Annotated in this window: 22 protein-coding genes; 11 read left to right on the top strand and 11 right to left on the bottom strand. The window is 71.9% G+C overall.

The genetic code is table 11. The features are described 5' to 3' along the window. Nucleotides 1–125 precede the first annotated feature (125 nt). Nucleotides 126–737, bottom strand: a complete 612-nt coding sequence (locus Psi01_RS13920; RefSeq protein ID WP_239127625.1) for an Ohr family peroxiredoxin — start codon at nt 735–737, stop codon at nt 126–128. A gap of 393 nt (nt 738–1,130) precedes the next feature. Here Psi01_RS13920 and Psi01_RS13915 point away from each other — a divergent pair, with 393 nt between their 5' ends. Next, on the top strand, nt 1,131–2,417 hold the full coding sequence (locus Psi01_RS13915; protein ID WP_204064417.1) for a Glu/Leu/Phe/Val family dehydrogenase: 1,287 nt from the start codon (nt 1,131–1,133) through the stop codon (nt 2,415–2,417). 28 nt (nt 2,418–2,445) lie between these two features. Here Psi01_RS13915 and Psi01_RS13910 read toward each other — a convergent pair whose 3' ends face one another. After that, a complete protein-coding gene (locus Psi01_RS13910; protein WP_204064416.1) occupies nt 2,446–4,803 on the bottom strand; it encodes a putative bifunctional diguanylate cyclase/phosphodiesterase in 2,358 nt (785 codons plus the stop codon). Between the two features lie 210 nt (nt 4,804–5,013). After that, nucleotides 5,014–5,484 carry a MarR family winged helix-turn-helix transcriptional regulator gene (locus Psi01_RS13905; protein ID WP_204064415.1) on the bottom strand — a complete coding sequence of 157 codons (471 nt, stop codon included), beginning with the start codon at nt 5,482–5,484 and terminating at the stop codon, nt 5,014–5,016. A gap of 75 nt (nt 5,485–5,559) precedes the next feature. On the opposite strand from Psi01_RS13905, the gene Psi01_RS13900 reads away from it, so the two are divergent. The 3 genes from Psi01_RS13900 to Psi01_RS13890 all read left to right on the top strand — a co-directional run bounded on the left by Psi01_RS13900 (nt 5,560) and on the right by Psi01_RS13890 (nt 9,282). Continuing rightward, nucleotides 5,560–6,648 (top strand): substrate-binding domain-containing protein, encoded by a 1,089-nt coding sequence (locus Psi01_RS13900; RefSeq protein WP_204064414.1) that lies wholly within the window; start codon nt 5,560–5,562, stop codon nt 6,646–6,648. 116 nt (nt 6,649–6,764) lie between these two features. Further along, entirely contained in the window at nt 6,765–8,162 is a 1,398-nt protein-coding gene (locus Psi01_RS13895) for an APC family permease (RefSeq protein WP_204064413.1), read from the top strand. 109 nt (nt 8,163–8,271) lie between these two features. Further along, on the top strand, nt 8,272–9,282 hold the full coding sequence (locus tag Psi01_RS13890) for an acetamidase/formamidase family protein (protein ID WP_204064412.1): 1,011 nt from the start codon (nt 8,272–8,274) through the stop codon (nt 9,280–9,282). Nucleotides 9,283–9,360: 78 nt separating this feature from the next. Here the strand turns inward: Psi01_RS13890 and Psi01_RS13885 are convergent, their stop codons facing one another. Together Psi01_RS13885 and Psi01_RS13880 are read right to left on the bottom strand one after the other, a co-directional pair. Continuing rightward, nucleotides 9,361–10,248, bottom strand: a complete 888-nt coding sequence (locus tag Psi01_RS13885; RefSeq protein ID WP_204064411.1) for a Gfo/Idh/MocA family protein — start codon at nt 10,246–10,248, stop codon at nt 9,361–9,363. Between the two features lie 61 nt (nt 10,249–10,309). Beyond that, nucleotides 10,310–11,254: an NAD-dependent epimerase/dehydratase family protein gene (locus Psi01_RS13880; RefSeq protein WP_204064410.1), complete on the bottom strand. Its 945-nt coding sequence runs from the start codon at nt 11,252–11,254 to the stop codon at nt 10,310–10,312. A 128-nt stretch (nt 11,255–11,382) separates the two neighbouring features. Between Psi01_RS13880 and Psi01_RS13875 the strand changes: the two genes are divergently transcribed. From Psi01_RS13875 to Psi01_RS13855, 5 genes are all read left to right on the top strand, one after another. After that, nucleotides 11,383–12,084, top strand: coding sequence for a TetR/AcrR family transcriptional regulator (locus Psi01_RS13875; RefSeq protein WP_204064409.1), 702 nt, complete (start codon nt 11,383–11,385; stop codon nt 12,082–12,084). A 126-nt stretch (nt 12,085–12,210) separates the two neighbouring features. Further along, entirely contained in the window at nt 12,211–12,480 is a 270-nt protein-coding gene (locus Psi01_RS13870; protein WP_204064408.1) for a hypothetical protein, read from the top strand. Further along, nucleotides 12,473–13,072 (top strand): DUF6879 family protein, encoded by a 600-nt coding sequence (locus Psi01_RS13865; protein WP_204064407.1) that lies wholly within the window; start codon nt 12,473–12,475, stop codon nt 13,070–13,072. Before Psi01_RS13870 ends, Psi01_RS13865 begins: the two co-directional genes overlap by 8 nt. 16 nt (nt 13,073–13,088) lie before the next feature. Next, nucleotides 13,089–13,952: a DUF6082 family protein gene (locus tag Psi01_RS13860; protein ID WP_204064406.1), complete on the top strand. Its 864-nt coding sequence runs from the start codon at nt 13,089–13,091 to the stop codon at nt 13,950–13,952. A 148-nt stretch (nt 13,953–14,100) separates the two neighbouring features. After that, complete coding sequence (locus tag Psi01_RS13855) at nt 14,101–15,186, top strand: hypothetical protein (protein WP_204064405.1); 1,086 nt, start codon at nt 14,101–14,103, stop codon at nt 15,184–15,186. A 76-nt stretch (nt 15,187–15,262) separates the two neighbouring features. On the opposite strand, the gene Psi01_RS13850 is transcribed toward Psi01_RS13855, so the two are convergent. Continuing rightward, nucleotides 15,263–15,484 carry a hypothetical protein gene (locus Psi01_RS13850; protein WP_204064404.1) on the bottom strand — a complete coding sequence of 74 codons (222 nt, stop codon included), beginning with the start codon at nt 15,482–15,484 and terminating at the stop codon, nt 15,263–15,265. A gap of 160 nt (nt 15,485–15,644) precedes the next feature. Continuing rightward, nucleotides 15,645–19,400, bottom strand: coding sequence for an nSTAND1 domain-containing NTPase (locus tag Psi01_RS13845; RefSeq protein WP_204064403.1), 3,756 nt, complete (start codon nt 19,398–19,400; stop codon nt 15,645–15,647). 198 nt (nt 19,401–19,598) lie between these two features. On the opposite strand from Psi01_RS13845, the gene Psi01_RS13840 reads away from it, so the two are divergent. Next, entirely contained in the window at nt 19,599–19,991 is a 393-nt protein-coding gene (locus Psi01_RS13840; RefSeq protein ID WP_204064402.1) for a hypothetical protein, read from the top strand. Nucleotides 19,992–20,195: 204 nt separating this feature from the next. Here the strand turns inward: Psi01_RS13840 and leuA are convergent, their stop codons facing one another. Both leuA and Psi01_RS13830 read right to left on the bottom strand, forming a co-directional pair. Next, nucleotides 20,196–21,902 (bottom strand): 2-isopropylmalate synthase, encoded by a 1,707-nt coding sequence (gene leuA, locus Psi01_RS13835; RefSeq protein WP_204064401.1) that lies wholly within the window; start codon nt 21,900–21,902, stop codon nt 20,196–20,198. A 277-nt stretch (nt 21,903–22,179) separates the two neighbouring features. Continuing rightward, a complete protein-coding gene (locus tag Psi01_RS13830; protein WP_204064400.1) occupies nt 22,180–22,440 on the bottom strand; it encodes a hypothetical protein in 261 nt (86 codons plus the stop codon). A gap of 175 nt (nt 22,441–22,615) precedes the next feature. Between Psi01_RS13830 and Psi01_RS13825 the strand changes: the two genes are divergently transcribed. Continuing rightward, nucleotides 22,616–22,861, top strand: a complete 246-nt coding sequence (locus Psi01_RS13825) for a DUF2630 family protein (protein ID WP_204064399.1) — start codon at nt 22,616–22,618, stop codon at nt 22,859–22,861. A 33-nt stretch (nt 22,862–22,894) separates the two neighbouring features. Here the strand turns inward: Psi01_RS13825 and Psi01_RS13820 are convergent, their stop codons facing one another. Further along, on the bottom strand, nt 22,895–24,010 hold the full coding sequence (locus Psi01_RS13820) for a hypothetical protein (protein ID WP_204064398.1): 1,116 nt from the start codon (nt 24,008–24,010) through the stop codon (nt 22,895–22,897). Between the two features lie 46 nt (nt 24,011–24,056). Continuing rightward, nucleotides 24,057–25,124, bottom strand: coding sequence for a transporter substrate-binding domain-containing protein (locus Psi01_RS13815; RefSeq protein WP_204064397.1), 1,068 nt, complete (start codon nt 25,122–25,124; stop codon nt 24,057–24,059). Nucleotides 25,125–25,250 lie beyond the last annotated feature (126 nt).

The following is a 25,250-nucleotide window of genomic DNA, read 5'->3' as shown; positions in this document are numbered from 1 at the left end:
CGATAACAACAGACCTACCGGAGAGGCCGAAAAAACCCTGGCGGCAGGTAAAAATCCGGCGAACCGCCCGCGCGCCGGCGTGAAGTTGAGGCCGCGGCGGGGTCACCGGGGACCCCGCCGGCGCCTCAGGCGACGCGCACCCCGACCTCCGCGCCGGTCAGCGCCTTGGAGTAGGGGCAGTGCCGGTGCGCCTGCTCGGCCAGCCGCCCGGCCGTCTCGGGATCCGCCCCGGGAAGGTGCACGACCAGCTCCACGCCGATGGTGTAGTCGTCGCTCTTTCCGCGCTTGCGCAGCCGTACGGCCGCGTCGACCCTGGCGTCGGCGGTGCTCACCCCTCCACGTTCCGCCACCAGCTCCAGGGAGTTGTGGAAGCAGGTCGCGTACGCCGCGGCGAGGAGCTGTTCCGGGTTCGTGCCCTCGCCGGTCCCGCCCAGCTGCCGCGGGGCCCTGACCTTCAGGTCCAGCAGCCCGTCCTCCGTGATGACCCGTCCGCCCCCGTCCCTCCTGGACGATGCGCGCGCGGTGTACATGGTGTCGTAGTCGTCCCCGCCGGAGTGTCCCTGCCCGCTCGGCTGCCCGTCCCCGCCGGAGTGGCCCTGCCCGTCCGGCTGCCCGGTCCCGTCGAGCTCGGCCTCGACACCCGGCCCCGAGTAGTCCGGGCCCACCGCCCGGCCCCGGGACATGTCCGCCGCCGTCGTCCCCCGCCTGTCCGCCGCGGGTCGCGCGTCCTGGCTCATTGAGTCTCGCCCCCTGTTTCGACGCCCGGGACGGATGGAGTGCCACCGTGTCCCGCCCGGGATCCACACTGCGTGACACGGCGGAAACGCTGGCTACGTACCCGGGCGCGGGCCGGCGACACAGGATCGCGATCATGACCGCGGACCGGCGCCGCTCCAAAGCGGCGCACCTCCCGCCCGCGAACCGCCGGATTGGCGGGTTCCCCTCCCGCCGCCCGGGCGCTTTCCTCGGTAGCAACAGATCAGCAGGTAAGTGGGACAACGCACAAAGATCGGGCGTCAGATCGCAACGTCTCCGCCTTGGTGCGCCAAAACCCCATAGCTACGCTGATCATGACAAACCACCCAGAGCGGAGCAACGGCGCTCCGCTCAGCGTATGGAGGACCTCCTTCATGTCCATCACGGTGCCGTCAACGACGCCGGCGACCACCTCTCTGATCACCCCGGGCCGGCAGGCCCTCGACTCCGCCCTCTTCCAGCTCGACCAGGCGGCCGACCGGCTCGGCCTGGACGACGGCCTGCGCACGATGCTCGCCACCCCGCGCCGCTCGCTCACCGTCGCGGTGCCCGTGCGCCGCGAGGACGGGCGCATGGACGTCGTGCAGGGCTTCCGGGTCCAGCACAACATCACCCGCGGCCCGGCCAAGGGCGGCATCCGCTTCCACCCCTCCACCGACATCCACGAGGTCACCGCGCTGGCGATGTGGATGACCTGGAAGTGCGCGCTGGTCGGCATCCCGTACGGCGGCGCCAAGGGCGGCGTCGCGGTGGACCCGGCCTCGCTGACCTCGCGCGAGCTGGAGCGGGTCACCCGCCGCTACGTCAACGAGATCCTGCCGATCATCGGCCCGGAGAAGGACATCCCGGCCCCCGACGTCGGCACCGACGAGCAGACCATGGCCTGGATCATGGACACCTACTCGGTGAACGCCGGCTATCCCGTCCCCGGCGTGGTGACCGGCAAACCCATGACCCTCGGCGGCTCCCTCGGCAGGGCCGGGGCCACCTCCCGCGGCGTGCAGATCTGCGCGCTGAGGGCCCTTCCGGGCTCGCCCGAGGGCCGCACCGTCGCGGTCCAGGGCTTCGGCAAGGTCGGCGCCCTGGCCGCCCGCTACCTCGCCGACGCGGGCTGCCGGGTGGTCGCGGTCTCCGACGTCACCGGCGCGGTGGTGAACCACTCCGGTCTCGACGTCGACGACCTGCGGGCCTGGGTGCGGGAGAGCGGCGGCGTGTACGGCTACCGCCACGCCGACGCCCTGTCCCACGCCGAGCTGCTGGAGCTGGACGTCGACGTCCTCGTCCCCGCCGCGCTGGAAGGCGTGATCACCGAGGAGAACGCCCCGCGGGTCCGGGCCCGCCTGGTCGTGGAGGGCGCCAACGGCCCCACCACCCCCGAGGCGGACCGCGTCCTGGCCGACGCCGGCGTCACGGTGGTCCCGGACATCCTGGCCAACGCGGGCGGTGTGATCGTCTCCTACCTGGAGTGGGTGCAGAACACGCAGGCCTACTCCTGGAGCGCGGGCGAGGTCGAGATGAAGCTGCGCGACCTGATGGAGAGCGCCTTCGACGCGGTCTCGGCGATGTCGGCCGAGCACGGCGTCACCCTGCGCCAGGCCGCCCACGTCATCGGCGTGGACCGGGTCGCCGAGGCCCACCGGCTGCGGGGCCTGTACCCGTGATCCCGCGGCGCTGACGCCCCCGGCCGGGTCAGGCCGCGTCCTGCCAGGGCGTGATGGTCAGCAGGCCGTCGATCTGCCGGGCGGGCGCGGGCGGGGAGAACAGGTAGCCCTGCACCAGCGGGCAGCCCATCCGCTGGAGCAGGGCCGCCTGTTCCTGCGACTCCACGCCCTCGACGATGGTGTCCAGGCGCAGGCTGGCCGACAGCTCCAGGATCGCCTTGGTGAAGGCGCGCATCTGGTGGTGGTCGGCGTGCCCGGCCGGGGCCGCGAAGGACTTGTCGATCTTGAGGATGTCCACCGGAAGCGTGCGCAGGTACGACAGCGACGAGTAGCCGGTGCCGAAGTCGTCCAGGGCGACCCGCACCCCGTGTTCCCGGAGCGTGGTCAGGGCGGCGATGATGCGGGCGGTCTCGGCCGGCGTGGTGGCCAGCAGCATGCTCTCGGTGATCTCCAGCACCAGTGCCCGCTCGGGCAGGTCGTGGCGGGCCAGGATGTCCAGCACCGTCTCGGCGAAGTCGGGCTCGCGCAGCTGGCGGCCGGAGATGTTGACGGTGACCGAGATGTCGTGGCCCTCGTGCCAGCGCCGGGCGTCGGCGCAGGCCTGCTCCAGCACCCAGGCGCCGATCGGCACGATCAGCCCGCTCTCCTCGGCGACCGGGATGAACACATCCGGCGGCACCGGCCGCGAGCCGGCCGGGTTCCAGCGCAGCAGCGCCTCCACCGCGCGGATGTCCCCGCTGGCCAGGTCGACGACCGGCTGGTAGTTCAGGGTGAACTCGCCCTGGGCGAGCGCCCGGCGCAGGCCGGTGAGCAGGCGGGTGCGCTCCAGATGAGCGTGGCGCAGGGCCGGGTCGAAGGCCGTGATCTGGTTCTTGCCGGCGTTCTTGGCCGCGTACAGCGCCAGGTCGGCATCGCGCAGGGCCTCCGACGGGGTGGCCGTCGGCAGCCCGGCCAGCACGCCGATGCTGGTGGTCAGGTACACCTCCCGGCTGCTCAGCCGGTAGGGCGCCTGCAGCGCGGTCAGGATGCGCTCGGCGACGGCGAGCGCATCCTGCCGGCCGGTCGCGGGCAGCACCAGCGCGAACTCGTCGCCGCCCAGCCGGGCCAGGGTCTGGCCGGGGGCCAGCAGGCAGGTCAGGCGCCGGGTGACGTGGGTGAGCAGCTCGTCGCCGACCGGGTGGCCGAAGCTGTCGTTGACGTCCTTGAAGCCGTCCAGGTCCAGCAGGAGCAACGCGGGCGGCTCCGCGCCGGGTGCGGTGTCGGCGATGGCGTGCTGCATGGCCTGGCCGAGCAGGGTGCGGTTGGCCAGCCCGGTCAGCGGGTCGTGCAGCGCGCGGTACGACAGGCTGCGCTGCAGGACCTCCCGCTGGCGCAGGGCCACGCCCAGCTCGGCGGCGTGGTTCTCGGCCAGGCGGGCGACGATGTTCAGGCGCAGCACCAGCAGGACGGCCAGGACCACGGTCAGCACCATGATCACCATCTCGTCGGAGGAGCTCTTCGTGCCCCGCGGCTCCAGGAGCATCTGCCCGAACCCCGAGACCAGCGGGCTCAGGAGCGCCAGCGCCAGGAACATCACGACCCGCCCCCTGCCGGAGACGGCCGGGGCCCGCAGGCGCTCCCCGCCGGCGCTCGGGTGGAGCACGGCGGCGCCCAGCAGGACCGAGCAGGCCAGCCAGCCGAAGGTCGCCACGACGCCGCCGGAGGGCCGGCCGGCGACCTGGTCGAGCAGGAAGGCGCCGTCCCCGACGGACAGCAAGACATAGGACAGGCTCAGCAGGCCCAGCCAGGGCGCGCGGCCGTTGTCCAGGCTCATCCGCATGAGCAGGCCGAACGCGAACAGGTCGATGACCGGCAGGGCGACCGCGAGCGCGAGGTCGGCGCCGGTGCGCCCGCTCCCGGCGGTGATCAGCGGGCCGAGCAGGAAGATCCAGAACGGCATGGCCACGCCGACGGTGATGATGCCCGCGTCCAGCAGCCCGGCGCCGCGCGAGCCCTCGGCCCGCAGGCTGAACAGGGTCAGGGCGATCAGGGACAGGGTGTAGGTCACCACGGTGCCGGCCCGGTACAGATCCATGGCGCCCGGAAGCTGCAGCCAGATCCACCCGACGCCCCAGGTCAGGGTGGTCGTCAGCCAGGCGAGCACGCTCGCCGTACGGATCAGCCGCCAGGGCCGCAGCCCGGCGAGGCCGTTCCTGCGGATTCCCACGCAGACGGCCACCGCCGTACCGCCCTGCAGCAGCACCCACGACAGGACCTCCAGCACCGGGGAGACGGTGGCGAGGGCGGGGGCGGCGGCGGCCAGCGCGAGACCGGACAGCAGATAGACCGCCCAGCTCCGGGGACCGCGGGTCAGACGTGCCAGGACGCCGAAGAACGCCGTGGACAAGGCCGATCCCCCCTTCCCTCCGGTCGTGGGCGTGCCGGCCGGTCGAGCGCGGATGAGCCGACCGGTCGAAGCGTCCCATCGGCTCGATGAGGGCGGTCCTGAGCCTTTTCCCCGCCGGACATCGACGGCGGGGCGGGACCGGTCAGGGGAACACGGCGGTCGCGGGGAAGGGCGCGTCAGGAGAACACGGCGGCCGTGGAGAGAGGCGCGTCAGGAGCGGGCGTGGCTGCGGGGGGTCACCGGCGAGTCGGGCGCGTCCAACGCTCTGACCAGCCCTTCCAGGTCCCGCATGAGCTGCTCGGTGCGCTCCAGGCCGTAGGCGTCCTCGATCACCCGGTGGTGTCCCGCCACCGCGCCCTCCACCCGGGCCAGCAGCTCGGCGCCGCGGTCGGCGAGGAAGACCGCGACCCTGCGGCGGTCGGCCGGATCGTGTCCCCGGTAGACGAGAGCGCGGTCGACGAGCCGGTCGATCGCCTTGGTCAGCGTCGGGTGCGGCATCAGCACGGCCTCGGCCAGCTCGCCCATCGAGTGGCCCCGGCCGTCGGCGAGGGCGCGCAGGATGCGCCACTGCTCGACGGTGACGTCCTCGGCCGCCAGGGCGGCGGCCAGGCCCCGGTTGACGCTGCGTTCGGCCCGGCTGAGCAGGTAGGCGAGCGAGGATCCCAGTCCGGTCGTCACCACGTGGAGCTCCCGTTCGCATCCCGGTTGGACAACGGGCCTGTCGCAGCCCGTCCTTCCGGGAGGATACTCGGCTTCGTGGCAGAAGCCATCACATCCGTCATCACTCCCATGGAAGCCCAGTTGCTCGGGGCCGCCGCGGTGCGCGTCGGGCTCGTGATCCCGCTGTCCGGGGTCCTCGGGCTGGTCGGGCCGTGCGCGATCAACTGCGCGGTCCTGGCCGCCGACGAAGTCAACCTCTCCGGCGGGATCCTCGGCAGGCAGGTCGAGCTGGTGCTGATCGACGGCGGCCGCCCGGCCCGGGAGGTCGCGGCCGAGGTCGACGCGCTGGTGTCGGCGGGGGCCGTCGACGCGCTGGTCGGCACGCACGGCAGCGACGTGCGCGTGTCGGTGGTGCGGGCCCTGGCGGGTCGGGTGCCGTTCGTCTACGCCCCGCCGTACGAGGGGGGCGGCCACGCACCCGGCGTCTACTTCCTGGGCGAGACGCCCGGCCACCAGCTCGGGCCGGGCCTCGACTGGCTGATCGACAGCCGGCGCGCCCGCCGCTGGTTCCTGCTCGGCAACGACTACGTCTGGCCGCGCCTGGTGCACGGGGCGGCCAGGCGGCATCTGGCCGGGCGGGGTGTCACGGTGGTGGGCGAGCGGTTCGTCCCGTACGGCGTGCGGGACTTCGCCCCCCTGCTGGAGGAACTGGTCGCCAGCCGGGCCGACGCGCTGCTGCTGAGCCTGATCGGCAGCGACCTCGTCGCCTTCAACCGGGTCTTCGCCGCCGAGGGACTGTCGACCCCGCGCCTGTGCGGCGCGCTGGAGGAGCACGGGCTGCTCGGCATCGGCGGTGACGCGACCGGCGAGCTGTACGGGGCGATGGGCTACTTCGCGAGCATGGTCACCGACGACAGCCTGAGCCTCGGCGAGCGGTACGTCCGGCGCTTCGGCTCCACCGCGCCGCTGCTCAACGGGCACGGGCAGGGCTGCTACGAGGCGGTGCTGATGCTCGCCGCGCTCACCGCGCGGGCCGGGACGCTCATGGTCCCCGCCATGGACGCGATCGCCGACGGCGCCTCGATCGTCACGGCGCGCGGCCGGCTGACGCTCCGGGGCCACGGGGTGCGGCGGCGGGCCCACCTCGGCCGCGCCGACGGGCTCGACTTCGACATCGTGCGCTGAGCGCCCCGGTCCACCGGGAAGAAACAAGATCGCCCCAAAAAGTTTTCAGTAGAAAACTTTTCCTTTTCAAGGATTGGCTCTAGGGTACGGCTGCCCCCTCATCAAGGAGCCGTTCCATGGCAACCGACCCTTCCCTGGAGCATTTCGGCTACCAGCAGGAACTCCGCAGGTCGCTCAGCTTCACCGACCTGCTCGTCTACGGGCTGATCTTCATGGTGCCGATCGCCCCGTTCGGCATCTTCGGCAGCGTCTTCCAGGGCTCCGGCGGCATGGTCGCCCTCGCCTACATCATCGGCATGGTCGCGATGGCCTTCACCGCGCTGTCCTACGCCCAGATGGCCCGCGCGTTCCCGATGGCCGGATCGGTCTACACCTACGCCGGCCGGGGCATCGCGCCGCCGGTGGGATTCATGTCCGGATGGGTGATCCTGCTCGACTACGTGCTGGTGCCCGCCCTGCTCTATCTCATCGCGAGCTACGCGATGACCTCGTTCGTGCCCGCCGTCCCGGTCTGGGGCTGGCTGATCATATTCGTGCTGCTGAACACGGCCGTGAACTACGCCGGCATCCAGATGACCGCCCGGATCTCGAAGATCATGCTGATCGGCGAACTCATCGTCCTGGCGATCTTCATCGTCATCGGCCTGGTCGCCCTGGCCCAGGGCAAGGCGCAGACCGGCGCCCTCACCCCGCTGTTCGACTCCTCCACGTTCTCCTGGCCGCTGGTCTTCGGCGCGGTCTCGATCGCCGTCCTGTCCTTCCTCGGCTTCGACGGCATCTCGATGCTGGCCGAGGAGAACCAGGAGGACAGCCGGCAGCTCGGCAAGTCGATGGTCGCCGCGCTCGGCCTGGCCGGCGTGCTGTTCATCGCGCAGACCTGGGTGGGCGCGCTGCTCACCCCGGACCGGGCCAAGCTGCTGACCGAGGGCGACCCGGAGGGCACCGCCTTCTACGACATGGCCGAGTTCGCCGGAGGCCACTGGCTCGGCGTGCTCACCGCCGTCGCCACGGCGATCGCCTGGGGCTTCGCCAACTCCCTGGTCGCCCAGGCGGCCACCTCCCGCCTGCTGTTCGCGATGGCCCGCGACCGCCAGCTCCCCCGCTTCCTGGCCAAGGTCCACCCCACCCACAAGGTGCCGGTCAACGCCACCCTCCTGGTGGCCGCGATCTCGCTGGCCGTCGGCCTCTACCTGACCACCCGCGACGACGGCATCACCCTGATCAGCGGACTGGTCAACTTCGGCGCGATGACCGCCTTCCTGGCGCTGCACGTCTCGGTCGTCGTGCACTACGTGGTCCGGCGGGGCAGCCGCGACTGGTGGCGGCACCTGATCGCCCCGGTGATCGGCTTCGCGATCCTGGTCTACGTCGTGATCAACGCCAGCATCGCGGCCCAGGCCCTCGGCCTCATCTGGCTGGGCGTCGGCGCCGTGCTGCTCATCCTGTCCTACGTCACGGGCCGCCGCCCCACCCTGGCGGGCATGAACGACTCCCCGGACGTGCCCGCCAGGTGACGTCCTCCCCCACGACCGCATCCACCCGAACCGCAAGGACAGATCACGTGCCCGACACATTCGAGGTCCCCCCGGCGTCCGAGGACTCCCTGCCCGCGGAGGGCGCCCGATGAACGTCGTCTCCTACCAGCCCACCCCCGCAGAGCTCAGCTACACCTTCGGCGGCCGTCCCGCGGTCGGCCGGGTGCAGCCGGGCACGATCATCGAGATGTCCACCGAGGACTGCTTCGGCGGCCGGGTGCGCTCGGTGGAGGACCTGCCCTCGCGGGTCTGCGAGTTCCCCTACCTGAACCCGGTCACCGGCCCCTTCCACGTCGAGGGGGCCGAGCCGGGCGACACCCTGGCGCTGCACTTCGTCGCCATCGAGCCGGCCAGGGACTGGGCGGTGTCCACCACCTTCCCGCACTTCGGAGCACTGACCGGCACGCACACCACGGCGATGCTCCAGCCGCCCCTGGACGAGGTGGTGTGGCTCTACGACGTCGACGTGGACAAGGGCGTGGTCCGCTATCACGCCCGCCGCAGCGACTTCACCGTCGAGCTCCCGCTGGACCCCATGCACGGCACCGTCGGCGTCGCCCCGGGCGCCTCCGAGGCCCGCATGACGATCACCCCGGACGCCCACGGCGGCAACATGGACACTCCCGAGCTGCGTGCGGGAGTGACCGTGTACCTCGGGGTGAACGTGGAGGGGGGCCTGTTCGCGATCGGTGACGGGCACGCCAGGCAGGGACACGGCGAGGTCTGCGGCACCGCGGTCGAGGCCGCGATGAACACCGTGGTGGCCGTCGAGCTGATCAAGGGGGTGAGCACCCCCTGGCCGCGCCTGGAGGACGACGGGCACCTGATGTCCACCGGCTCGGCCCGCCCGCTGGAGGACGCCTACCGGATCAGCCAGCACGACCTGGTCACCTGGACCTCCGAGCTCACCGGCCTGGACACCCTGGACGCCTACCAGCTCGTCAGCCAGGCCGGGCAGGCCCCCGTCGGCAACGTCTGCGACACCAACTACACGATGGTCGCCAAGCTGCCCAAGGACTATCTCGGCGGTCCCGCCGTCTACGAGTCGGCCCACAGCCGGCTGCGCGAGCTCGGCCGCCGGTACCTGTCCGAGCGCTGAGACCCTCCCGGAGCCGCCCCGCCGTACCGGACCCTCTCTCCACTCCGGTACGGCGGGCCGGCGGGACCCCGCGGGGAGCTACACCGCGGCCCGGACGATGTCCTCGCAGAGGGCGTGGGTGGCCAGGGCGTCGCCGGCGTCTACGACCTCGCCCGCGCGGACGGCGTCGAGGAACTCCAGGCAGACCTGCTCGATGCCGCGCTGGCGGGAGACCGGGGTCCAGTCGCCGCGACGGGTCAGGGTCTCGGATCCGGCGTAGTCGGTCACCTCGGCCAGGTTGACCACCCGGCGCTTGACGCCGTCGCCCATGACCTCCAGGGTCTCCTCGGCCGCGCCGCTGACCCTGCTCATGATGCCGAAGGCGGTGAAGCCGTCGCCGGACAGCTCCAGCGTCACGTGCTCCAGCAGGCCGTCCCTGACGCGGGTCCGGACGGCGGTGCGGGCGACCTCGCCGGGGACCAGGAACCTGAGCGTGTCCGCGACGTGGACGAAGTCGTCGAAGATCGCGGTCCGCGGGTCCTCGGCCAGGCCCCTGCGGTTCTTCTGCATCACGACCAGGTGGCGGGGCAGGTCGAGCAGGGCCGCGTACGACGGCGCCCTGCGCCGGTTGAACCCCACCAGCAGGGAGCGCTCCCGCTCGCGCGCCAGCCGTACCAGGCGCTCCGACTCGGCGAGGGTGTAGGCGATCGGCTTGTCCAGATAGACGTGGACGCCCGCGTCCAGCAGCTTCTCGGTGATCTCCGCGTGCGCGCTCGTCGCCGCGTGCACGAAGGCCGCCTCGACCCCCGCCCTCACGACCTCGTCCACCGAGGTGAAGCGGGCCGCGACCCGGTGGGCGTCGCCGAGGCGGTCGAGGGTGGCGCGGTCCCGGGTGCACAGGTGGAGGTCCAGGCCGGGCAGCGTGGCGAGGACCGGCAGGTAGGCCTTCTCCGCGATGTCCCCGAGACCGATCATGGCAATCTTCATGCGGCGACCCTACGGCCTGCGCGCCCGGCCGGGTTCACGCCGCCCGCGCCACAGGCCCGGCTCAGGCCGCCCGGGCCATGATCCCGCGCCACCACGCGATCGTCTCGGCCAGCGCCTCGTCCATCGGGGTCGGCTCCATGCCGAAGGCCGCCTGGGAGTCGGTGGAGTCGAGGACGAACGGCCGCACGAACTGATAGCGCAGTTCCTCCAGCTCGCCGAGCATGGGCGAGAAGGTCCCGGCCGTGCGCAGCAGCCAGTGCGGCATCGTCCTGACCCCCGGGTCGGGGACCCCGGCCAGCTCGCACAGCCGCTCCGCCACGGCGCGATAGGTCATCGCCGGCCCCGTCGGGACGTGCCAGGCACGGCCCCAGGCCCGGTCCCCGGTCCCGGCGGCCACCAGGGCCCGGGCCACGTCGGGCACGTAGGTCCAGCTGTGCGGCAGGTCCGGGTCGCCGATGTAGCGGATCGTCTTACCCGTGAGCAGGCGCGGGACGAGCCTGTCCCCCATGTGCGACTGGTCCCGGCAGCCGGGGCCGAAGTAGTCCGACCCGCGCACCTCGGTCACCCGGACCCGTCCCGCCTCGTGCGCGGCCAGGGCCTCGCGCCACATGCGGACCCGGATGGCCCCCTTGGCGGAGGGCGGGGTCAGCGGGTCGTCCTCCCGCATCGGCCGCTCGGGCGCGGCGTAGACGTAGAGGTTGCCCAGAATGACGTAACCGGCCCCGGCCGCCTCGGCGGCCGCCAGCATCGAGCCGGCCATCGGCGGCCAGTCCCGCGCCCAGCGGTGGTAGGGCGGGTTGACGCAGTTGTAGAGGGTCTCGGCCCCGCGGACCAGGTCGGCCATCCGCTCCCGGTCGGCGACGTCGGCGGCGGCCTTGCGCACTCCCGGCAGGTCGGGGCCCGATCCGGACCGGCTGACCAGGACGACCTCGTGGCCCTGCTCCGCCAGCATCGCGGCGACGTGGGAGCCGACCTGTCCCGCTCCGGCGACGACGTGCTTGCCCATGATCGTTCTTCCTCTCGTCAATTTTTAGAGATTGCCGTTCCGTTCTGAGAGCAATGCTCTCTTAAAGGAGCGGCAGTCGTCAAGAGCACTGCTCTCGTTTTCTCTCACCGCTCTGATACGGTGACCCCATGAGCGCAGGCCGTACAGCACGCGAACGGGTCCGGGCCGAGCTGACCCGCGAGATCACCGACATCGCCCGCAGGCACCTGGCCGTCGAAGGGGCGGCGGGACTGTCACTGCGCGCGGTCGCCCGGGAGATGGGCATGGTCTCCTCGGCGATCTACCGCTACTTCCCCTCCAGGGACGACCTGCTGACGGCCCTGATCATCGACGGCTACAACGCCGTCGGCGAGGCGGTGGAGAACGCCGACGCGGCCCGCCCGCGCGAGGACCACGCCGGGCGCTGGATGGCGGTCTGCCACGCCGTACGCGACTGGGCGCTGGCCCACCCCCACGAGTACGCCCTGCTGTACGGCTCACCCGTGCCCGGCTACAAGGCGCCCGACGACACCGTCGCCGCGGCCGTCCGCGACACCGTCGTCTACGGCCGGATCCTGGCCGACGCCCACGAGGCCGGGGCACTGACACCGCCGGACGTCCTGCCGCCCCCGCCGGCGTCCTTCTCCACGGACGCCCTGCGCGTGCGCGAGGTCATGCCGGGCCTGCCCGACGACCTGGTCGCCCGCGCCCTGGCGGCCTGGACCGGCCTGTTCGGCTGGGTGAGCTTCGAGCTGTTCGGCCAGTTCAACAGCGTGATCCTCGACCCCGCCACGGCCTTCGACCACACCATGCGCTGCCACGGCATGCTGCTCGGCCTGAGGAGCGGGTGACTTCAAACGATCGCCAGAGATACACGCAAAGTAGGAGACAGTAAGCGGAACGTAACTAGAGAAGTCGTTGTCGCAGGCCAGGGCCGATGCCAAACTTCAAGCAGGATCCCTGCTATGGAGGTCGCCGTGTCCCGACCGTGGGAAGCCAACCCATCGGCCGAATTCAGACGCCGTCTCGGAAAGTCAGCGATCGAGCTGGGCACGACCAACAGCAGTCCGTCCTGTCCCGATATATGGGAACTCGACAACGGCGACTTCGCCGTCGTGGGGCGCGACCTCACCTCGGCCTACGACGGCCGCCTGCCCGCCGACGTGTCCGTCTCCTCCGACGAGCGCATCGTCGTCATCCCGCGGACCACGCTCATCGCCGCCAAACGGGACATCCCCCATGCTTGAGCGGGTGCGCACGGCGCCGGGGCTGCCGCTGGACGCGACGGCCTATCTCGACGACTTCTGGCCCCGCTTCCAGCGGATCGGCGACGAGCCGTTCTGGAAGCTGGAGCGGGCCCAGCACTTCCGCGAACCCGACGTCCCGAGCTGGACCGCCATGGTCGAGGGCGACTGGGACCGCTCGCTCGTGCTGGTCGAGGAGATGCGCGCCGGCGTCGCCTCGGGCTCGGGCTCGGGACCCGAGCTGCACAGGCTGCGCATCGTGGAGCAGCCGGTCACGCCGTACCTGCAGTGGGAGATGCAGATCCTGCGGATCCGCGCCGAGGAGGGTGAGCGGATCCGGGTCCTGCCCGCCAAGGCCGTCGCCCACCTGGAGGCCGTGGCGGAGCTGCCGGAGGTGGTCCTGCTCGGTTCCCTCACCATGTACGAGGTCCTCTACGACGGGACGGGCACCCTCAGCGGGGCCCGCCGCATCGACGACCCCGTTCTGCTGTCGGACTGCCGGGCCGAGCTGGCGCAGCTGTACGACCAGGGCGAAGACCTCCTGGGCTACTTCGAGCGCGAGATCGCCCCCCTGTCTCCCCCCAAGTCCACCTGAGCGGAGGGCGCCGCCCGTGCCGTCACGTCGTCTGTCCGAGCGGCTGCTGGTCCGCGGTTTCGCCCGCAGGGCCCTGATCACCATCCTTCTGCTGGTCGTGGTCGGGCTGGTGTCCGGCCTCGTCGCGATCTCACCGCTCGCGCTGAGCCTGCTGGGCGACCAGGCGGGTGACTGGGAACGGCTCAGCCTCATCGGCCAGACGTACGGCGCCGCCTCCACCCTGCTGTCGGTCCTCGCCCTCCTGGGCGTCGCGGTGTCCCTGGTGCTGCAGGCCCGGGAGGCCAAGTCCGACCGGGAGCAGGCGCTGCGCATGCTCCACACCGACCTGATGAAGATGGCCATGGAGGACCCGCTCTACCGCCGGGCCTGGGGGCCGTTCTTCGACTCCGACGATCACGACACCCCGCGCGAGCACATGTACGTGAACCTGATCGTGTCGCAGTGGGCGATGGAGTACGAGCTGGAGACGATCACCGAGCAGCACCTGCGCTCGATCGCCTTCACGCTGTTCTCCGGCCCGGCCGGCCGCCGCTACTGGCGCAACGTGCGCGATCTCCGTCTCGAAAGCGCCTCGACCCGGCGAGAGCGGCGCTTCCACCAGATCCTGGACGAGGAGTTCGCCAGGGCACCCGAGCCGCCCGGCCCTCCGCCTGCCTCGGGCTCGGACTCCGGGGACTCCCCGCCTCCGGCCCCGGCCTCCCCGGCGTCTCCCGCCCCACCGGCGGTCACCGCGCCCTCTCCCCCGATGGCCGCTGCTTCCCCGGCGGCCGTCGGAGGGGCCGGGCGCCTGCGGCCCGCCCTGGCGAGGCTGCTGACCGTGCCCGCGACGGCGGGCAGAGCGGTCCTCCGGTGCCTGGCCGTCATGCGGCGGGCGCACTGACCGCGTTCCTCCGAGCCCCTCTGCGCTCCTCCGGGCTCCTCCGGGCTCCTCCGGGCTCCTCCGGGCTCCTCCGGGCTCCTCCGGGCTCCTCCGGCGGACGGGTGGATGAACGGATGCGACCCCGGGGCGACGGTGGCAGGATGCCGGGATGGACCCGATCATGCGCGCCGCGGCCGACCTGCTGGCCACCGAGCTGTCCGCCCCGGTCGACCTGGGCGGCAGCCGGCGCAGCACCGTACTGCGCTGCAGGACGGCCGAGGGTGACAGCGTGATCGTCAAGTCGTTCTCCGGCGAGCCCGAGGCGCTGCGGTGCTTCGCCTCCGAGGCGGCCGGTCTCTCCCTGGGGCTGGCCGGTCCCAGGCTGCTGGGCGTGGACTCCACCGTGCCGCTGGTGGTGATGGCCGATCTGGGGGACGCGCCGTCCCTGGCCGACGTGCTCCTCGGACGGGACCCGCGGGCCGCCGCGGAGGGTCTGCTCACCTGGGCGCGCGGGCTCGGGCGGCTGGCCGCCGGGTCGGTGCGCAGGCGCGCCGACCTCGCCCGGCTCTGGGCCCGGTACGGCGGGGGCATGCGAGCCCCGGAGGACGAGCCGTGGATGCAGGAGAGCGCCGCCGCCCTGCTCGCGCAGCTGGCCGAGGCCGGGATCGCGGCGCCGTCCGGGCTGGCCGGGGAGCTGGAGGAGATCAGAACGGTGGTCGGCAAGGAGTATCCGGCGTTCACCCCCGGTGACACCTGCGCCGACAACAACCTGCTCACCCCGGAGGGGCTGCGGCTGATCGACTTCGAGGCCGCCTGCTTCCAGTCGGTCTTCCTGACCGCCGCCTACTGCCGGATGCCGTTCGCCACCTGCTGGTGCGTCTTCCGGATCCCGGCCGGACCGGCGGAGGAGGTCGAGGACGCCTTCCGCGCGGAGGTCGTCACGGCGTACCCGGCGCTGGCCGGGGACGCGGTGTGGCAGGCTGGGATGCGACGGGCGATCGCGGTCTGGACGGTGTTCATGACGGTGCACCTGCTGCCGCGCACCGCGCAGGACGGGCCGATGCACCGGACCCGGCGGCCGGTCCCGACGAGACGGCAGGTGCTGCGGTACCGCTGGGAGACGGCGGCCGCGATCGAGGAGTATCCGGCGTTCGCCGAGACGATGCGGCTGCTGCTGCGGGAGATCGCCGGGAGATGGCGGGACACGCCCCCGCTGCCGGTCTACCCCGCCTTCGCGGGCGGGGAGACCGGCTGACCGGCCCGCCGTATCGTCATCGGGGCGGGCGCGGCGCGGTCAGAGGCCGTAGCGGTTCTTCAGGCGTCGCCACCAGTCACGCAGCGTCCACCTGTCGAAAGAGGTCGGAGCAGGTGCTCTCCTGGTGGCGCCAGACCGCGTCCGGCGGAGCGGCGAGGGCGGCCGGCGGGTTCCACGCGTTCCCGGTCGGGGTGGGTGCGGGGGTCGGCGCCGGAGCGGTGGCGACCCACAGGGCCGGGCCGAGCACGAACACGGATGCCGCACCGAGGGAGCGCCGTGCGAACCGGGGAAGCCTCATGATCGTCCTGGCGGTCGGGGACGGGGCGCGCAAACAGTGGCGCCGCGTCCCGGACGACCGCCCGGTGAACTGCGGAGGTTCGTCCACGACCGGGGGAAACGCTTCCCCAACCCCTGGAAGTTTCACGCCGCACGGTGCCCTTCGCGTCCCGCCGTCCCCGTCAGCCGTGGGTGACCTCCGTACGGTGCGCCGGGCACGTCCTGCGGTAGGGCCGTTCCGAGATGTGCCGTCGCCACTCCTGCCGGGTGAGGTCGCGTGCGAGCGCGGCGCAGATGCGGGTGATGACCCGCTGCGGCTCGGTGTCCCACAGCAGTACCTCGCGGTCCGCCCCCGCGGTGACCAGCGTGCGCCCGTCGGGGGCGAAGGCGAGCGCCTTGATCGGCTGGGTGTGGCCGGTGAGGCGGGCGGCGCCGGCGCCCCGGCGGACGTCCCACAGGATGACGGAGTTGTCGCCGCCGGTGAAGGCCAGCGTGCGCCCGTCGGGACTGAAGGCCGTGCCCGTGGTGATGGCGTCGGTGTGCTCGGAGATGACCGCCAGACGGGTGCGGCGGGCCACATCCCACAAGATGACCTTCTCGTCGGCCCCGGAACTGGCCAGGGTCCGGCCGTCGGGACTGAAGGAGACGGTCCTGACCCATCCGGAGTGGCCGAGCAGCGGCGCGGCCAGCGGCCTTCGGGTGGCGACGTCCCACAGCATCACGGCCGGATCGTGCCCGGCGGTGGCCAGGACCCGGCCGTCAGGGCTGAAGGCGACCCCGTTGACGGGCAGGCTGTGACCGGTGAGTGTCGCCAGGCGCCGATAACCGGTCATGTCCCACAGCATCACGGTCGCGTCGGCGCTCGCGGTGGCGAGAACGCGTCCGTCAGGACTGAACGCGACGTCGAGTACGTGCCCGGTGTGCCCGGCGAGCACGACAGGTTCCTTCCGCCCGGAGATCCAGAGCGTGACGGTATTGCCCCGGGTCTGGAGGGTGAACTCGGTCGCGGTGGCGAGGATACGGCCGTCGGGGCTGAAGGCCAGGGCGTTGACCCGAGCGGACGGATCGGTGTGGACCGTGCGCAGAGTCCGGTCGGCGGCGTTCCACACCATCGTCTTGCCCGCGGAGGTGGTGGCGAGGGTACGGCCGTCGGGGCTGAAGACCGCGTCGTCCGCCTCGTCGTCGTGGGAGGCCAGGCGCGGGCGGGTGACGTCCCACAGGAGGACGTTCCCGTCCTCTCCCGCCGAGGCCAGCAGGGGCTCGCGGGGGCTGAAGGCGAGGGTGTAGACGTTGGCCCGGTGCCCGGTGAGACGGCCGCGCAGGACGCGGTGTCCGACGTCCCAGAGCAGGATGGCCGGATCGTGCCCGGTGGTGGCAAGAGTGCGGCCGTCCGGGCTGAAGGCCATGGCGATGATCTGGCCGTCCCGGTGGTGGGTGAAGGTAGTCAGGCGGGTGCGGGAGGCGACGTCCCACAGGATCACGGTCGTGTCGGCTCCGGCGCTGGCGAGGACGCGCCCGTCGGGGCTGAACAGCACGGCGCCGGCGGTCTCGGTGTGCCCGGTGAGAGTGGTCAGCCGGGTGCGGGACGCGACGTCCCACAAGATCACGGCGGCGTCGTCGCCGGAGGTGGCGAGGAGGCGCCCGTCGGGACTGAACGCCACTCCGCGGGCCTTGTCGGTGTGCCCGGTGAGAGTGGCCAGCCGGGTGCGGGAGGCGACGTCCCACAAGATCACGGTCATGTCGTCGGAGGCGGTGGCCACCGTACGTCCGTCGGGGCTGAAAGCGATCTCCCTGATCTGCGCGGCGTGCCCGGTGAGTACGGCCGCCCTCGTGCGGGCGGCGACGTCCCAGAGCACGGGAGCACCGTCCTCTCCGCCGGTGACGAGGGTACGGCCGTCCGGGCTGAGCGCCGCGGTCTTCAGCCAGGTGTCGTGCCCGGTGAGGGTGGCCGACCGGGTTCTGCGGCGGGTGTCCCACACCGCCACGGCCCTGTCGCGGCCGACGCTGTAGAGGGTGCGGCCGTCAGGACCGAAGAGGACCTGGGAGACGGCGCCGGTGTGCCCGCTCAGCGTGCCGTGGTGATCGTGGAGCGGGGAGGTGCTGAGCAGGGTGCCGCGCGCCTCGGTCGTCGGTTCGGTGGCGAACGCCTCCGCGGCGAGCAGCATGGCGGTCTCGGGTTCGGAGTCGGCCAGCGTCAGCGCCTGGGCGGCGAGCTGGCGGGAGAGCGCGGTCCGGTGGGCGTGTTCGGCGTCGCGCCACTGCCCGATCGCGAAGACGCCGGTTCCGGTGGTGACCACAAGCAGGAGCACCAGGGCGGCGGCCAGACGGCGCAGCTGGCGGCTGCGCCGGACGATTCCGGCGCGTTCGGCGTCCTCCAGCCGGACGGAGGCCTCCAGAAACGCGCGTTCATCCTCGTTGAGGACGTCTCGCCGGTCGCGGTGGGCGGCCCACTCGCGGGCGACGGCCAGCCGCGCTCCGCGGTACAGCGCTCCGGGGTCGCGGTCGAGCGAGATCCACATCCGGGCGGCCTGGGTGAGGTGATGGCGGATGCGCAGGCTCTCGCGGTCGGCGGTCAGCCACCGGTGCAACCTCGGCCATGCCCGGATGAGCGCCTCGTGTGCGATCTCGACGGTGTTGTCGCCGAGGGTGATCAGCCGGGCTCCGGCGAACAGGTCGAGGACGGCACGGGTGTCGGGGTCGTCGAGATCGAGTTCGTCGTGGGTGACGCGGCGGCCGGTGTCGCCGGTGCCTTCTCCCGGTGCGGTCAGCCGGAGGAACAGGCTCGCGGCGCACGCTCGCCGTTGCGGGGTGAGCGTCGTGTAGAGAGTCTCCGCCGTTTTGGCCAGGGCCCCGTGGATGCCTCCGACCGCCTGGTATCCGGCGAGGGTGAGGGCGTTGCCGCGGCGGCGCCGCCAGGTCTCCAGGAGGGCGTGGGAGATGAGCGGCAGCGCGCCCGGCTGGCCCGCGGTGTCGGCGATGATCGTGGCGAGGAGGGAGCCTTCGACGGTGCAGCCGCAGTCGCGCGCGGGCCGGGTGATGGCCTGACGCAGTTCCTCGGTCGTCATGGGCCCGAGGAGGATCTGGGCGTCGGTGAGCGCGTCCGCGAGTTCGGGGTGGTCGGCGCAGTGGGCGTAGAAGTCGGCGCGCACGCCGAGGACGACCCGCATGGGGTCCTGCGGTGCGCGGGTGGCGGCCAGCAGGGTGGCGATGAAGCGGGTTCGCTCCCCGGGATCCCGGCACAGGGTGAAGACCTCTTCGAACTGGTCGATCACCAGGAGCGTGCCGCCCGGCGGGATGCGCCCGGCGGTGTCCGGAGAGACGGGAGTCCCGTCCGGTGGTTCACCGGTCGTGGCGGCGATCCGGGCCTCGTACTCCCGGAGCGGGTTCGCCCCGGGAGTCATCAGCAGTGCCCGCCAGGCTCGTCCGCCCGTCCGTACGGGATCTCGGGCGCCGGGGAGGAGCCCCGCACGCAGCAGTGAGGATTTCCCGGCTCCGGAGGGACCGAAGAGTGCGAGGAAGGGACGTTGGTCCAGCCGTTCGATGAGTTCGTCGACCAGCTTCTCCCGGCCGTGGAAGAACCGCGCGTCTTCGGGCCGGAAGGGGGCCAGCCCCCGGTAGGGCGCTTCGTCTTCTGCGGTGCCGGTGCCGCCCGGCCTCTCCGGGGAGGGGATGTTCAGTTCCTCGGCGGTGCGGTGCCAGCGTTCCTCCCACCGCACCGGGTCGCCGCCGCACGCCTGGACGTAGGCGAGAGTGACGGCGAGGCTGGGCAGTTTCTCGCCCCGGGCGGCCTGGGCGAGGGTGGTGGCCGAGTAGTGCGCCTTGCGCGCCAGCTCCCGGTACCCCGGATTGCCCGCCTGCTGCCGCAGGCGGCGCAGTTCCCAGGCGAACCGCTGCAGAGCGTCCGCCTCCGGGTCCAGCGGACGCTCGGGACGCGGCATGCCCTACCTCCGAAGATCCGGAACGGTTGTGCGGTGTTGATTGTGCACCATTCATCCCGAAGCCGCACAACATGCGGACCACTACACATGTCAGTGCACGAGTCAGCCGCACCGGAAAGTCGGGCCCTCCGAGGGCGAGAGGTCCGGCCGGCTCGGCGAGAACGGTTCCGGAAGGTCGGGAAAACCAGGAGGAAGGTCATGACGATGCGTGGAATGAGGTCGCTCACGGCGGTCGCGGGGGCCGCGGTGATCGCGCTTGCGGGGCCGCTGGCGTTCAGCGGGCCCGCGGCGGCGGAGCCGTACGGCACGCGGACGTGCACCACCGTCCCCCTGATCTCATGCTCGACGGGTTCCCTGGAGCCGCACAGTTCGGAGAGATGGCTCGAGGTCCGGTTCGGCGGCGGGGCCTGCCGCGTCAGCTGGTCGCTGTACAACACCACGAACAACGGGGAGTGGGTGACCGGAGGGAACAGGTACTTCGTCGGCACCACGACGTTCAAGGTGCACGGTCTCAACGCCGGCCACTACTACAGGCTTGATGCGGTGTCCCAGAACTGCGTGATCACGGCGCGGCTGCGTAACTTCACCTGATCCGGCGGTCGGCGACCCGCACGACTCGACCGCGTCCCCGCATGGGTGCGGCGGACGCGGTCGGGCGAGGACGGCGGGGCCTTGTGGGCACTCGTCGGGCGCCGGCCCGGCAGGTCGTGCCGGGCCGGCGGGGTCCGTACGGCCTCAGCGCGAGGCGGCCGTACGGGCGTCGGCGCGAGGCGCGGCCGACGGGGGCGTACGGCCTCAGCGTGAGGCGCGGTTGACGGCGGAGACGATGGCCTTCAGGGAGGCGGTGGTGGTGTTGGCGTCGATGCCGACGCCCCACAGGGTCGTGCCCGCGACGTCGCACTCGACGTAGGAGGCGGCCTTGGCGTCGCTGCCGGCGCTCATCGCGTGCTCGGCGTAGTCGAGCACGCGCACCTCGATGCCGATGCGGGCCAGCGCGTCGCAGAAGGCGGAGATGGGGCCGTTGCCGACGCCCTCGATCTCGCGGATCTCCCCGTCGACGCGGACGTCGGCGTTGATGGCGTCCTTGCCGTCGACGGCGGAGGAGTTTCGGTGGGCCAGCAGGCCCAGGCGGCCCCACGGGCTGGCGGGGTTGGGGAGGTACTCGTCGGTGAAGGCCTCCCACATCGCGGCCGGGGTGATCTCGCCGCCCTCGCTGTCGGTGCGGGCCTGCACGACCCGGGAGAACTCGATCTGCAGGCGGCGCGGCAGGTCCAGGTGGTGGTCGGCCTTCATGATGTAGGCGACGCCGCCCTTGCCCGACTGGCTGTTGACCCGGATCACGGCCTCGTAGGTGCGGCCGATGTCCTTGGGGTCGATCGGCAGGTACGGCACCGCCCAGCGGAAGTCGTCGACCGGCACGCCCGCCACGGCGGCGTCGCGCTCCAGGTGCTCGAAGCCCTTCTTGATGGCGTCCTGGTGGGAGCCGGAGAAGGCGGTGTAGACGAGCTCGCCGCCCCAGGGGTGACGCGGGTGCACGGGCAGCTGGTTGCAGTATTCGACGATGCGGCGGATCTCATCGATGTCGGAGATGTCGACCTCGGGGTCGATCCCCTGGGAGAACAGGTTCATGCCCAGGGTGACCAGGCAGACGTTGCCGGTGCGCTCGCCGTTGCCGAACAGGCAGCCCTCGATGCGGTCGGCCCCGGCCATGTAGCCCAGCTCGGCGGCGGCCACGGCGGTGCCCCGGTCGTTGTGCGGGTGCAGGGACAGGATGATCGAGTCGCGGTGGGCGAGGTTGCGGTGCATCCACTCGATCTGGTCGGCGTAGATGTTCGGCGTGGACATCTCCACCGTGGCGGGCAGGTTGATGATGACCTTGCGCTCGGGGGTCGGCTGCCACACCTCGTTGACCGCGTTGCAGACCTCCACGGCGTACTCCAGCTCGGTGCCGGTGAAGGACTCCGGGGAGTACTGGAAGTAGACGTCGACGTCGGAGGCCTCGCCCAGCTTCTTGCAGAGCTTGGCGCCCTCGACGGCGATGGCGGTGATGCCCTCGCGGTCCTGTCCGAAGACGACGCGGCGCTGGAGGGTGGAGGTCGAGTTGTACAGGTGGACGATCGCGCTCTTGGCGCCCCGGATCGCCTCGAAGGTCCGCTCGATCAGCTCGGGACGGGCCTGGGTCAGAACCTGGATCACCACGTCCTCGGGGATCCGGCCCTCTTCGATGATCATGCGGATGAAGTCGAAGTCGGTCTGCGAGGCGGCCGGGAAGCCGACCTCGATCTCCTTGTAGCCCATCCGTACCAGCAGCTCGAACATCTTGAGCTTGCGGGAGGAGTCCATCGGGTCGATCAGTGCCTGGTTGCCGTCGCGCAGGTCCACCGCGCACCATCGCGGCGCCTTCTCGATGACCTTGTCGGGCCAGGTCCGGTCGGTCAGCTTGACGGGAGTGAAGGTCTCATAGCGCTGGAACGGCATGGGACTGGGCTGCTGCGGATACATGGGAAGGGCTCCTCGGCTGGAAAAGGATCACGGCCGACGCACGTGGCTCGCTCCGCGACGAGGGAGCCGGCCTTCTACAGGCCCTCGTCGCGGCAGCTAAGAAGCAGCCCGCGCAGCATGCGTAGCACGTTATCAGACGGTTGCACATCGCCGGGCCGCGGTCTCACATGGCGAAACGGCGAAGCGCCCCCGGCGCATTCCCGCCCCGTCCCGCGGGCACGCCCGCACTTCCCGTTCCACTCTCCGCCCCGCCCTCCCCCGAGTCGGGCCGCCGGCGTCAGGCGGACCAGGCGATGCCGTTGTCGTTGAGCCAGTCGTGGTCGTTCTGGTCGAGGTCCAGGGAGACCTCCGCGCCCAGCACGGTGATCGGTCCCTTGGTTCCGAAGTGCTGGACGTTCTCGTCGCCCGCGACCAGCACCAGCCGCTCGAAGCTCGGCGGCCAGCGCAGCAGGATGCGACGGGCGCAACTGCTGCAAGCCCACTCTTCGGCGCCGTTGGCGCGGGTGGCGACGTGCACCAGCTCGTGCGGACTACCCATGGCAACCACTCTTCGTTATCAGACGAACACTTTCCGCTATCTTTCTCTCTGCCCTGAATAGTGGCAGTTATTCGTAAGAAACCTGGCAAGACGGGCAAGAACCCATAACCACCCCTACACCGCGCCCGTTCCGCCGTCGGATACAGTCCGGAAGAGAGAGCAGAGGGGGCTCGACATGAAAGACGGCGACATCCTCACTCATATCAGCCGGCTCATCGCCGAGGAGCACGACCTCCGCACGTCGCTGGCGGCGGGCTCGATCTCCTCCCACGAGGAGAACCACCGGATCAAGAACATCGAGGAGGCCCTCGACCAGGCCTGGGACCTGCTCAGGCAGCGCCGGGCGCGCCGGGAGTTCGGCGAGGACCCCGCCGCGGCAGCGCCCCGCCCGATCGACGAGGTCGAGGACTACCACCAGTAGCGGCCGCGGCGAGGACCCCGGCGGAGGCCGGGCTCAGGAACGGCCGGGGGAGGTCACCGCGCCGGCCGGGCGGCCCGGGCAACGGGGATCACTCGGCTTCTCCAGCGGGTCGGGGGCGAACCAGGACAGCATGCTGTGCTCGACGTACCACCGGTGCAGAGCGATACGGCTGCTCGGGATCTGACCGAGGTCGGGACAGAGGAACTGCGAGGCCACCGCGCCGTTGGCGATGAAGCGCACGGTGCCGTCGCGGTCGAGGAAGGTGGAGACGCGGTCGTCGGTGGCGATGACGTGGCCGAGCAGGACTTTCCCCGCTATCTCCTCGTCGGCGCCCTCCTTGGAGATCTCCAGCCCGACCAGGGGGAGGATGGGCGCCTCGACCACGACCGCCGCGGTGAACACGGGCGCCAGCGCGAGTACGGCGACGGCCACCGAGGTCGTCAGCGCCGCCGCGGCCCTGGCAGGGACCGGACCGGTCAGCAGGACGGCCAGCCCCGGCGGCAGGGCCAGCAGCACCGTGGTGACCACGTCCCCCTCGGCGAAGGCCTGGCCGATGGCCGGGGCGAGCCACACGTACAGGCCCGCCCCTGCGATCAGGGGCAACACCAGCGTGCAGACGACGATCAGGTCGCGCCGCCCGGGCACGCGGTCGTGGACGCTCAGGCCGAGCACCGCCAGCGAGAGCGCGGCGAGCGTGGGCAGGAAGCGCAGCTGCCAGCTCAGCAGGCCGACGACGACGGAGGGCACCACTACCCAGTCGGGGATGCGGTCGGCCGCCGCCGAAAGCCAGGAGGACCTGCCGGTGCTGACCCGGTAGAGGGTGCCGAGCGCGCGGGCGGTCAGCACGAGGGCGGGCAGCACCCACAGGGTGGTCAGCAGCACCGCGGTCAGCAGGCCCAGGGCGCTGACGTGCTGGACCAGCAGGAGCAGCGTCTGGGTGTCCTGCCGGCTGGCGTACCACAGCCGCACCACCAGCAGCACCAGGGGGAACGCCGGCAGTATCGCGAACATCCACTGCTGGTTGCCGCCGTACTGCGCGGCCCGCCTGCGGAACCCGTCCACCCGCCCGTCCGGCGTGAGCCCGCCCGCACCCCGGTCCCGGCCGCGGCCGTCCCCGGACGGTCCCTCCGGTCCCGCGTCCTCGCTCATCCGGTCCTTCACCGGCGGTCCCCCCGACCCGTGTCCCCGGAAGCGCTCATCCGGCGTTCCGCTGAGGGATCCCCCGCTCCCACGGCCAGCGCCGTACCTCGGGCTCCGGGGCGGGAGGCTGCGTCCGGCCGGCGACCTGCTCCTTGGGGCTGTGCTTCTGCATGGGCGCGATGAACCGCTCGTAGGCGTCCTCCCAGCGCATGTCCTGCGGGTCGGTGGACGAGCGGTGCAGCGAGAGGTTGACGAGGGTGCGCAGCGCCTCGTTGCCGCCGACGTTCACGGCCCACTGCTCGGACGCCTCCAGGCCGATGTCGTGGTGCTCCAGCAGGTCCGGCTCGTTGCGGACGAACCCGGCCAGGAGCGCGGTGTCGGTCGTGACGGCCTCGTACTCCTCGTCCTTGAGACCCGCCACGCACTCGCTGATCCGGTTCTTGCGCGTGACGTCGGCCCCGACCTTGTCCACCTCGGTCTCGGAGGTGGAGGTGGCCAGGGTGCAGACCTTCTTGCCCCGCAGCTGCGACAACGAGGTGATGTCGGGATGGCCGGTGCGCGTGATGACCGACTGCTGGGTCTCCAGGTAGGGCGTGGAGAAGCCGATCGCGGTGTTGCTGCGCCGGGCGGGCGTCACGCTGAAGGTGGCCACCACGAGGTCGACCTTGACGTGCTGGCCGGCCGCGTTCCTGGCGGTCATCCGGGCCCGGTCCTCGGTCTCGATGGACAGGAACTCGACCTCGCTCGCGCGGAAGCCGAGGTCCGCGGCGATCATGAGGGCGATCTGGATGTCGAATCCCTCGTAGGTGCCGTCCGGCAGGCGCATGGCGATGCCGGGGGTGTCGTCCTTCACGCCGACCAGGAGCCTCTGCTTGCCGTTCAGCCCGGCCTGCTCCATCAGCTCGGCCTCCGTGGGCGGCCCCGTCCGTCCCACCGCCCAGACCGCGACGATCGCCGCCGCCACGACCGCGGCCAGCCACCCGGCGAGCCGCAGCCCGCGACCGCCGGAGCCGCCCGCGGGCCGGCCGATGACCGGCGCGACCGGCGGGGCCGGCGGATCGTCCGGCGGCGCGACGGCCTGCGGCTCCCGTTCCTCCTCCGGCCTGCCGGTTCTGGAACGCATCGACAGCAGCTTGCGGACCCCCGATCCGGGAGTCCTGTCACGTCCCGGCTCCGCGCCGCTCTCCCGTCCCGACTCCACGCTGTCCACGACGCCCCCCGGGTCCGGGTCCCTTCTTTGCACGGATTC

The sequence above is a fragment of the Paraplanobispora siamensis genome (assembly GCF_016863175.1).
Lineage (GTDB): Bacteria > Actinomycetota > Actinomycetes > Streptosporangiales > Streptosporangiaceae > Planobispora > Planobispora siamensis.
Note: the sequence above shows the minus strand (reverse complement) of the source record. Positions and strands in the feature narration are given on the sequence as shown.

What these genes read in the sequence shown, in the direction of transcription:
- Psi01_RS13920 (WP_239127625.1), bottom strand. Translation starts at nt 737, where the DNA reads ATGAGCCAGGACGCGCGACCCGCGGCGGACAGGCGGGGGACGACGGCG.
- Psi01_RS13915 (WP_204064417.1), top strand. Translation starts at nt 1,131, where the DNA reads ATGTCCATCACGGTGCCGTCAACGACGCCGGCGACCACCTCTCTGATC.
- Psi01_RS13895 (WP_204064413.1), top strand. Translation starts at nt 6,765, where the DNA reads ATGGCAACCGACCCTTCCCTGGAGCATTTCGGCTACCAGCAGGAACTC.
- Psi01_RS13890 (WP_204064412.1), top strand. Translation starts at nt 8,272, where the DNA reads ATGAACGTCGTCTCCTACCAGCCCACCCCCGCAGAGCTCAGCTACACC.
- Psi01_RS13885 (WP_204064411.1), bottom strand. Translation starts at nt 10,248, where the DNA reads ATGAAGATTGCCATGATCGGTCTCGGGGACATCGCGGAGAAGGCCTAC.
- Psi01_RS13880 (WP_204064410.1), bottom strand. Translation starts at nt 11,254, where the DNA reads ATGGGCAAGCACGTCGTCGCCGGAGCGGGACAGGTCGGCTCCCACGTC.
- Psi01_RS13875 (WP_204064409.1), top strand. Translation starts at nt 11,383, where the DNA reads ATGAGCGCAGGCCGTACAGCACGCGAACGGGTCCGGGCCGAGCTGACC.
- Psi01_RS13865 (WP_204064407.1), top strand. Translation starts at nt 12,473, where the DNA reads ATGCTTGAGCGGGTGCGCACGGCGCCGGGGCTGCCGCTGGACGCGACG.
- Psi01_RS13855 (WP_204064405.1), top strand. Translation starts at nt 14,101, where the DNA reads ATGGACCCGATCATGCGCGCCGCGGCCGACCTGCTGGCCACCGAGCTG.
- Psi01_RS13850 (WP_204064404.1), bottom strand. Translation starts at nt 15,484, where the DNA reads ATGAGGCTTCCCCGGTTCGCACGGCGCTCCCTCGGTGCGGCATCCGTG.
- Psi01_RS13845 (WP_204064403.1), bottom strand. Translation starts at nt 19,400, where the DNA reads ATGCCGCGTCCCGAGCGTCCGCTGGACCCGGAGGCGGACGCTCTGCAG.
- Psi01_RS13840 (WP_204064402.1), top strand. Translation starts at nt 19,599, where the DNA reads ATGACGATGCGTGGAATGAGGTCGCTCACGGCGGTCGCGGGGGCCGCG.
- leuA (WP_204064401.1), bottom strand. Translation starts at nt 21,902, where the DNA reads ATGTATCCGCAGCAGCCCAGTCCCATGCCGTTCCAGCGCTATGAGACC.
- Psi01_RS13830 (WP_204064400.1), bottom strand. Translation starts at nt 22,440, where the DNA reads ATGGGTAGTCCGCACGAGCTGGTGCACGTCGCCACCCGCGCCAACGGC.
- Psi01_RS13825 (WP_204064399.1), top strand. Translation starts at nt 22,616, where the DNA reads ATGAAAGACGGCGACATCCTCACTCATATCAGCCGGCTCATCGCCGAG.
- Psi01_RS13820 (WP_204064398.1), bottom strand. Translation starts at nt 24,010, where the DNA reads ATGAGCGAGGACGCGGGACCGGAGGGACCGTCCGGGGACGGCCGCGGC.
- Psi01_RS13815 (WP_204064397.1), bottom strand. Translation starts at nt 25,124, where the DNA reads ATGCGTTCCAGAACCGGCAGGCCGGAGGAGGAACGGGAGCCGCAGGCC.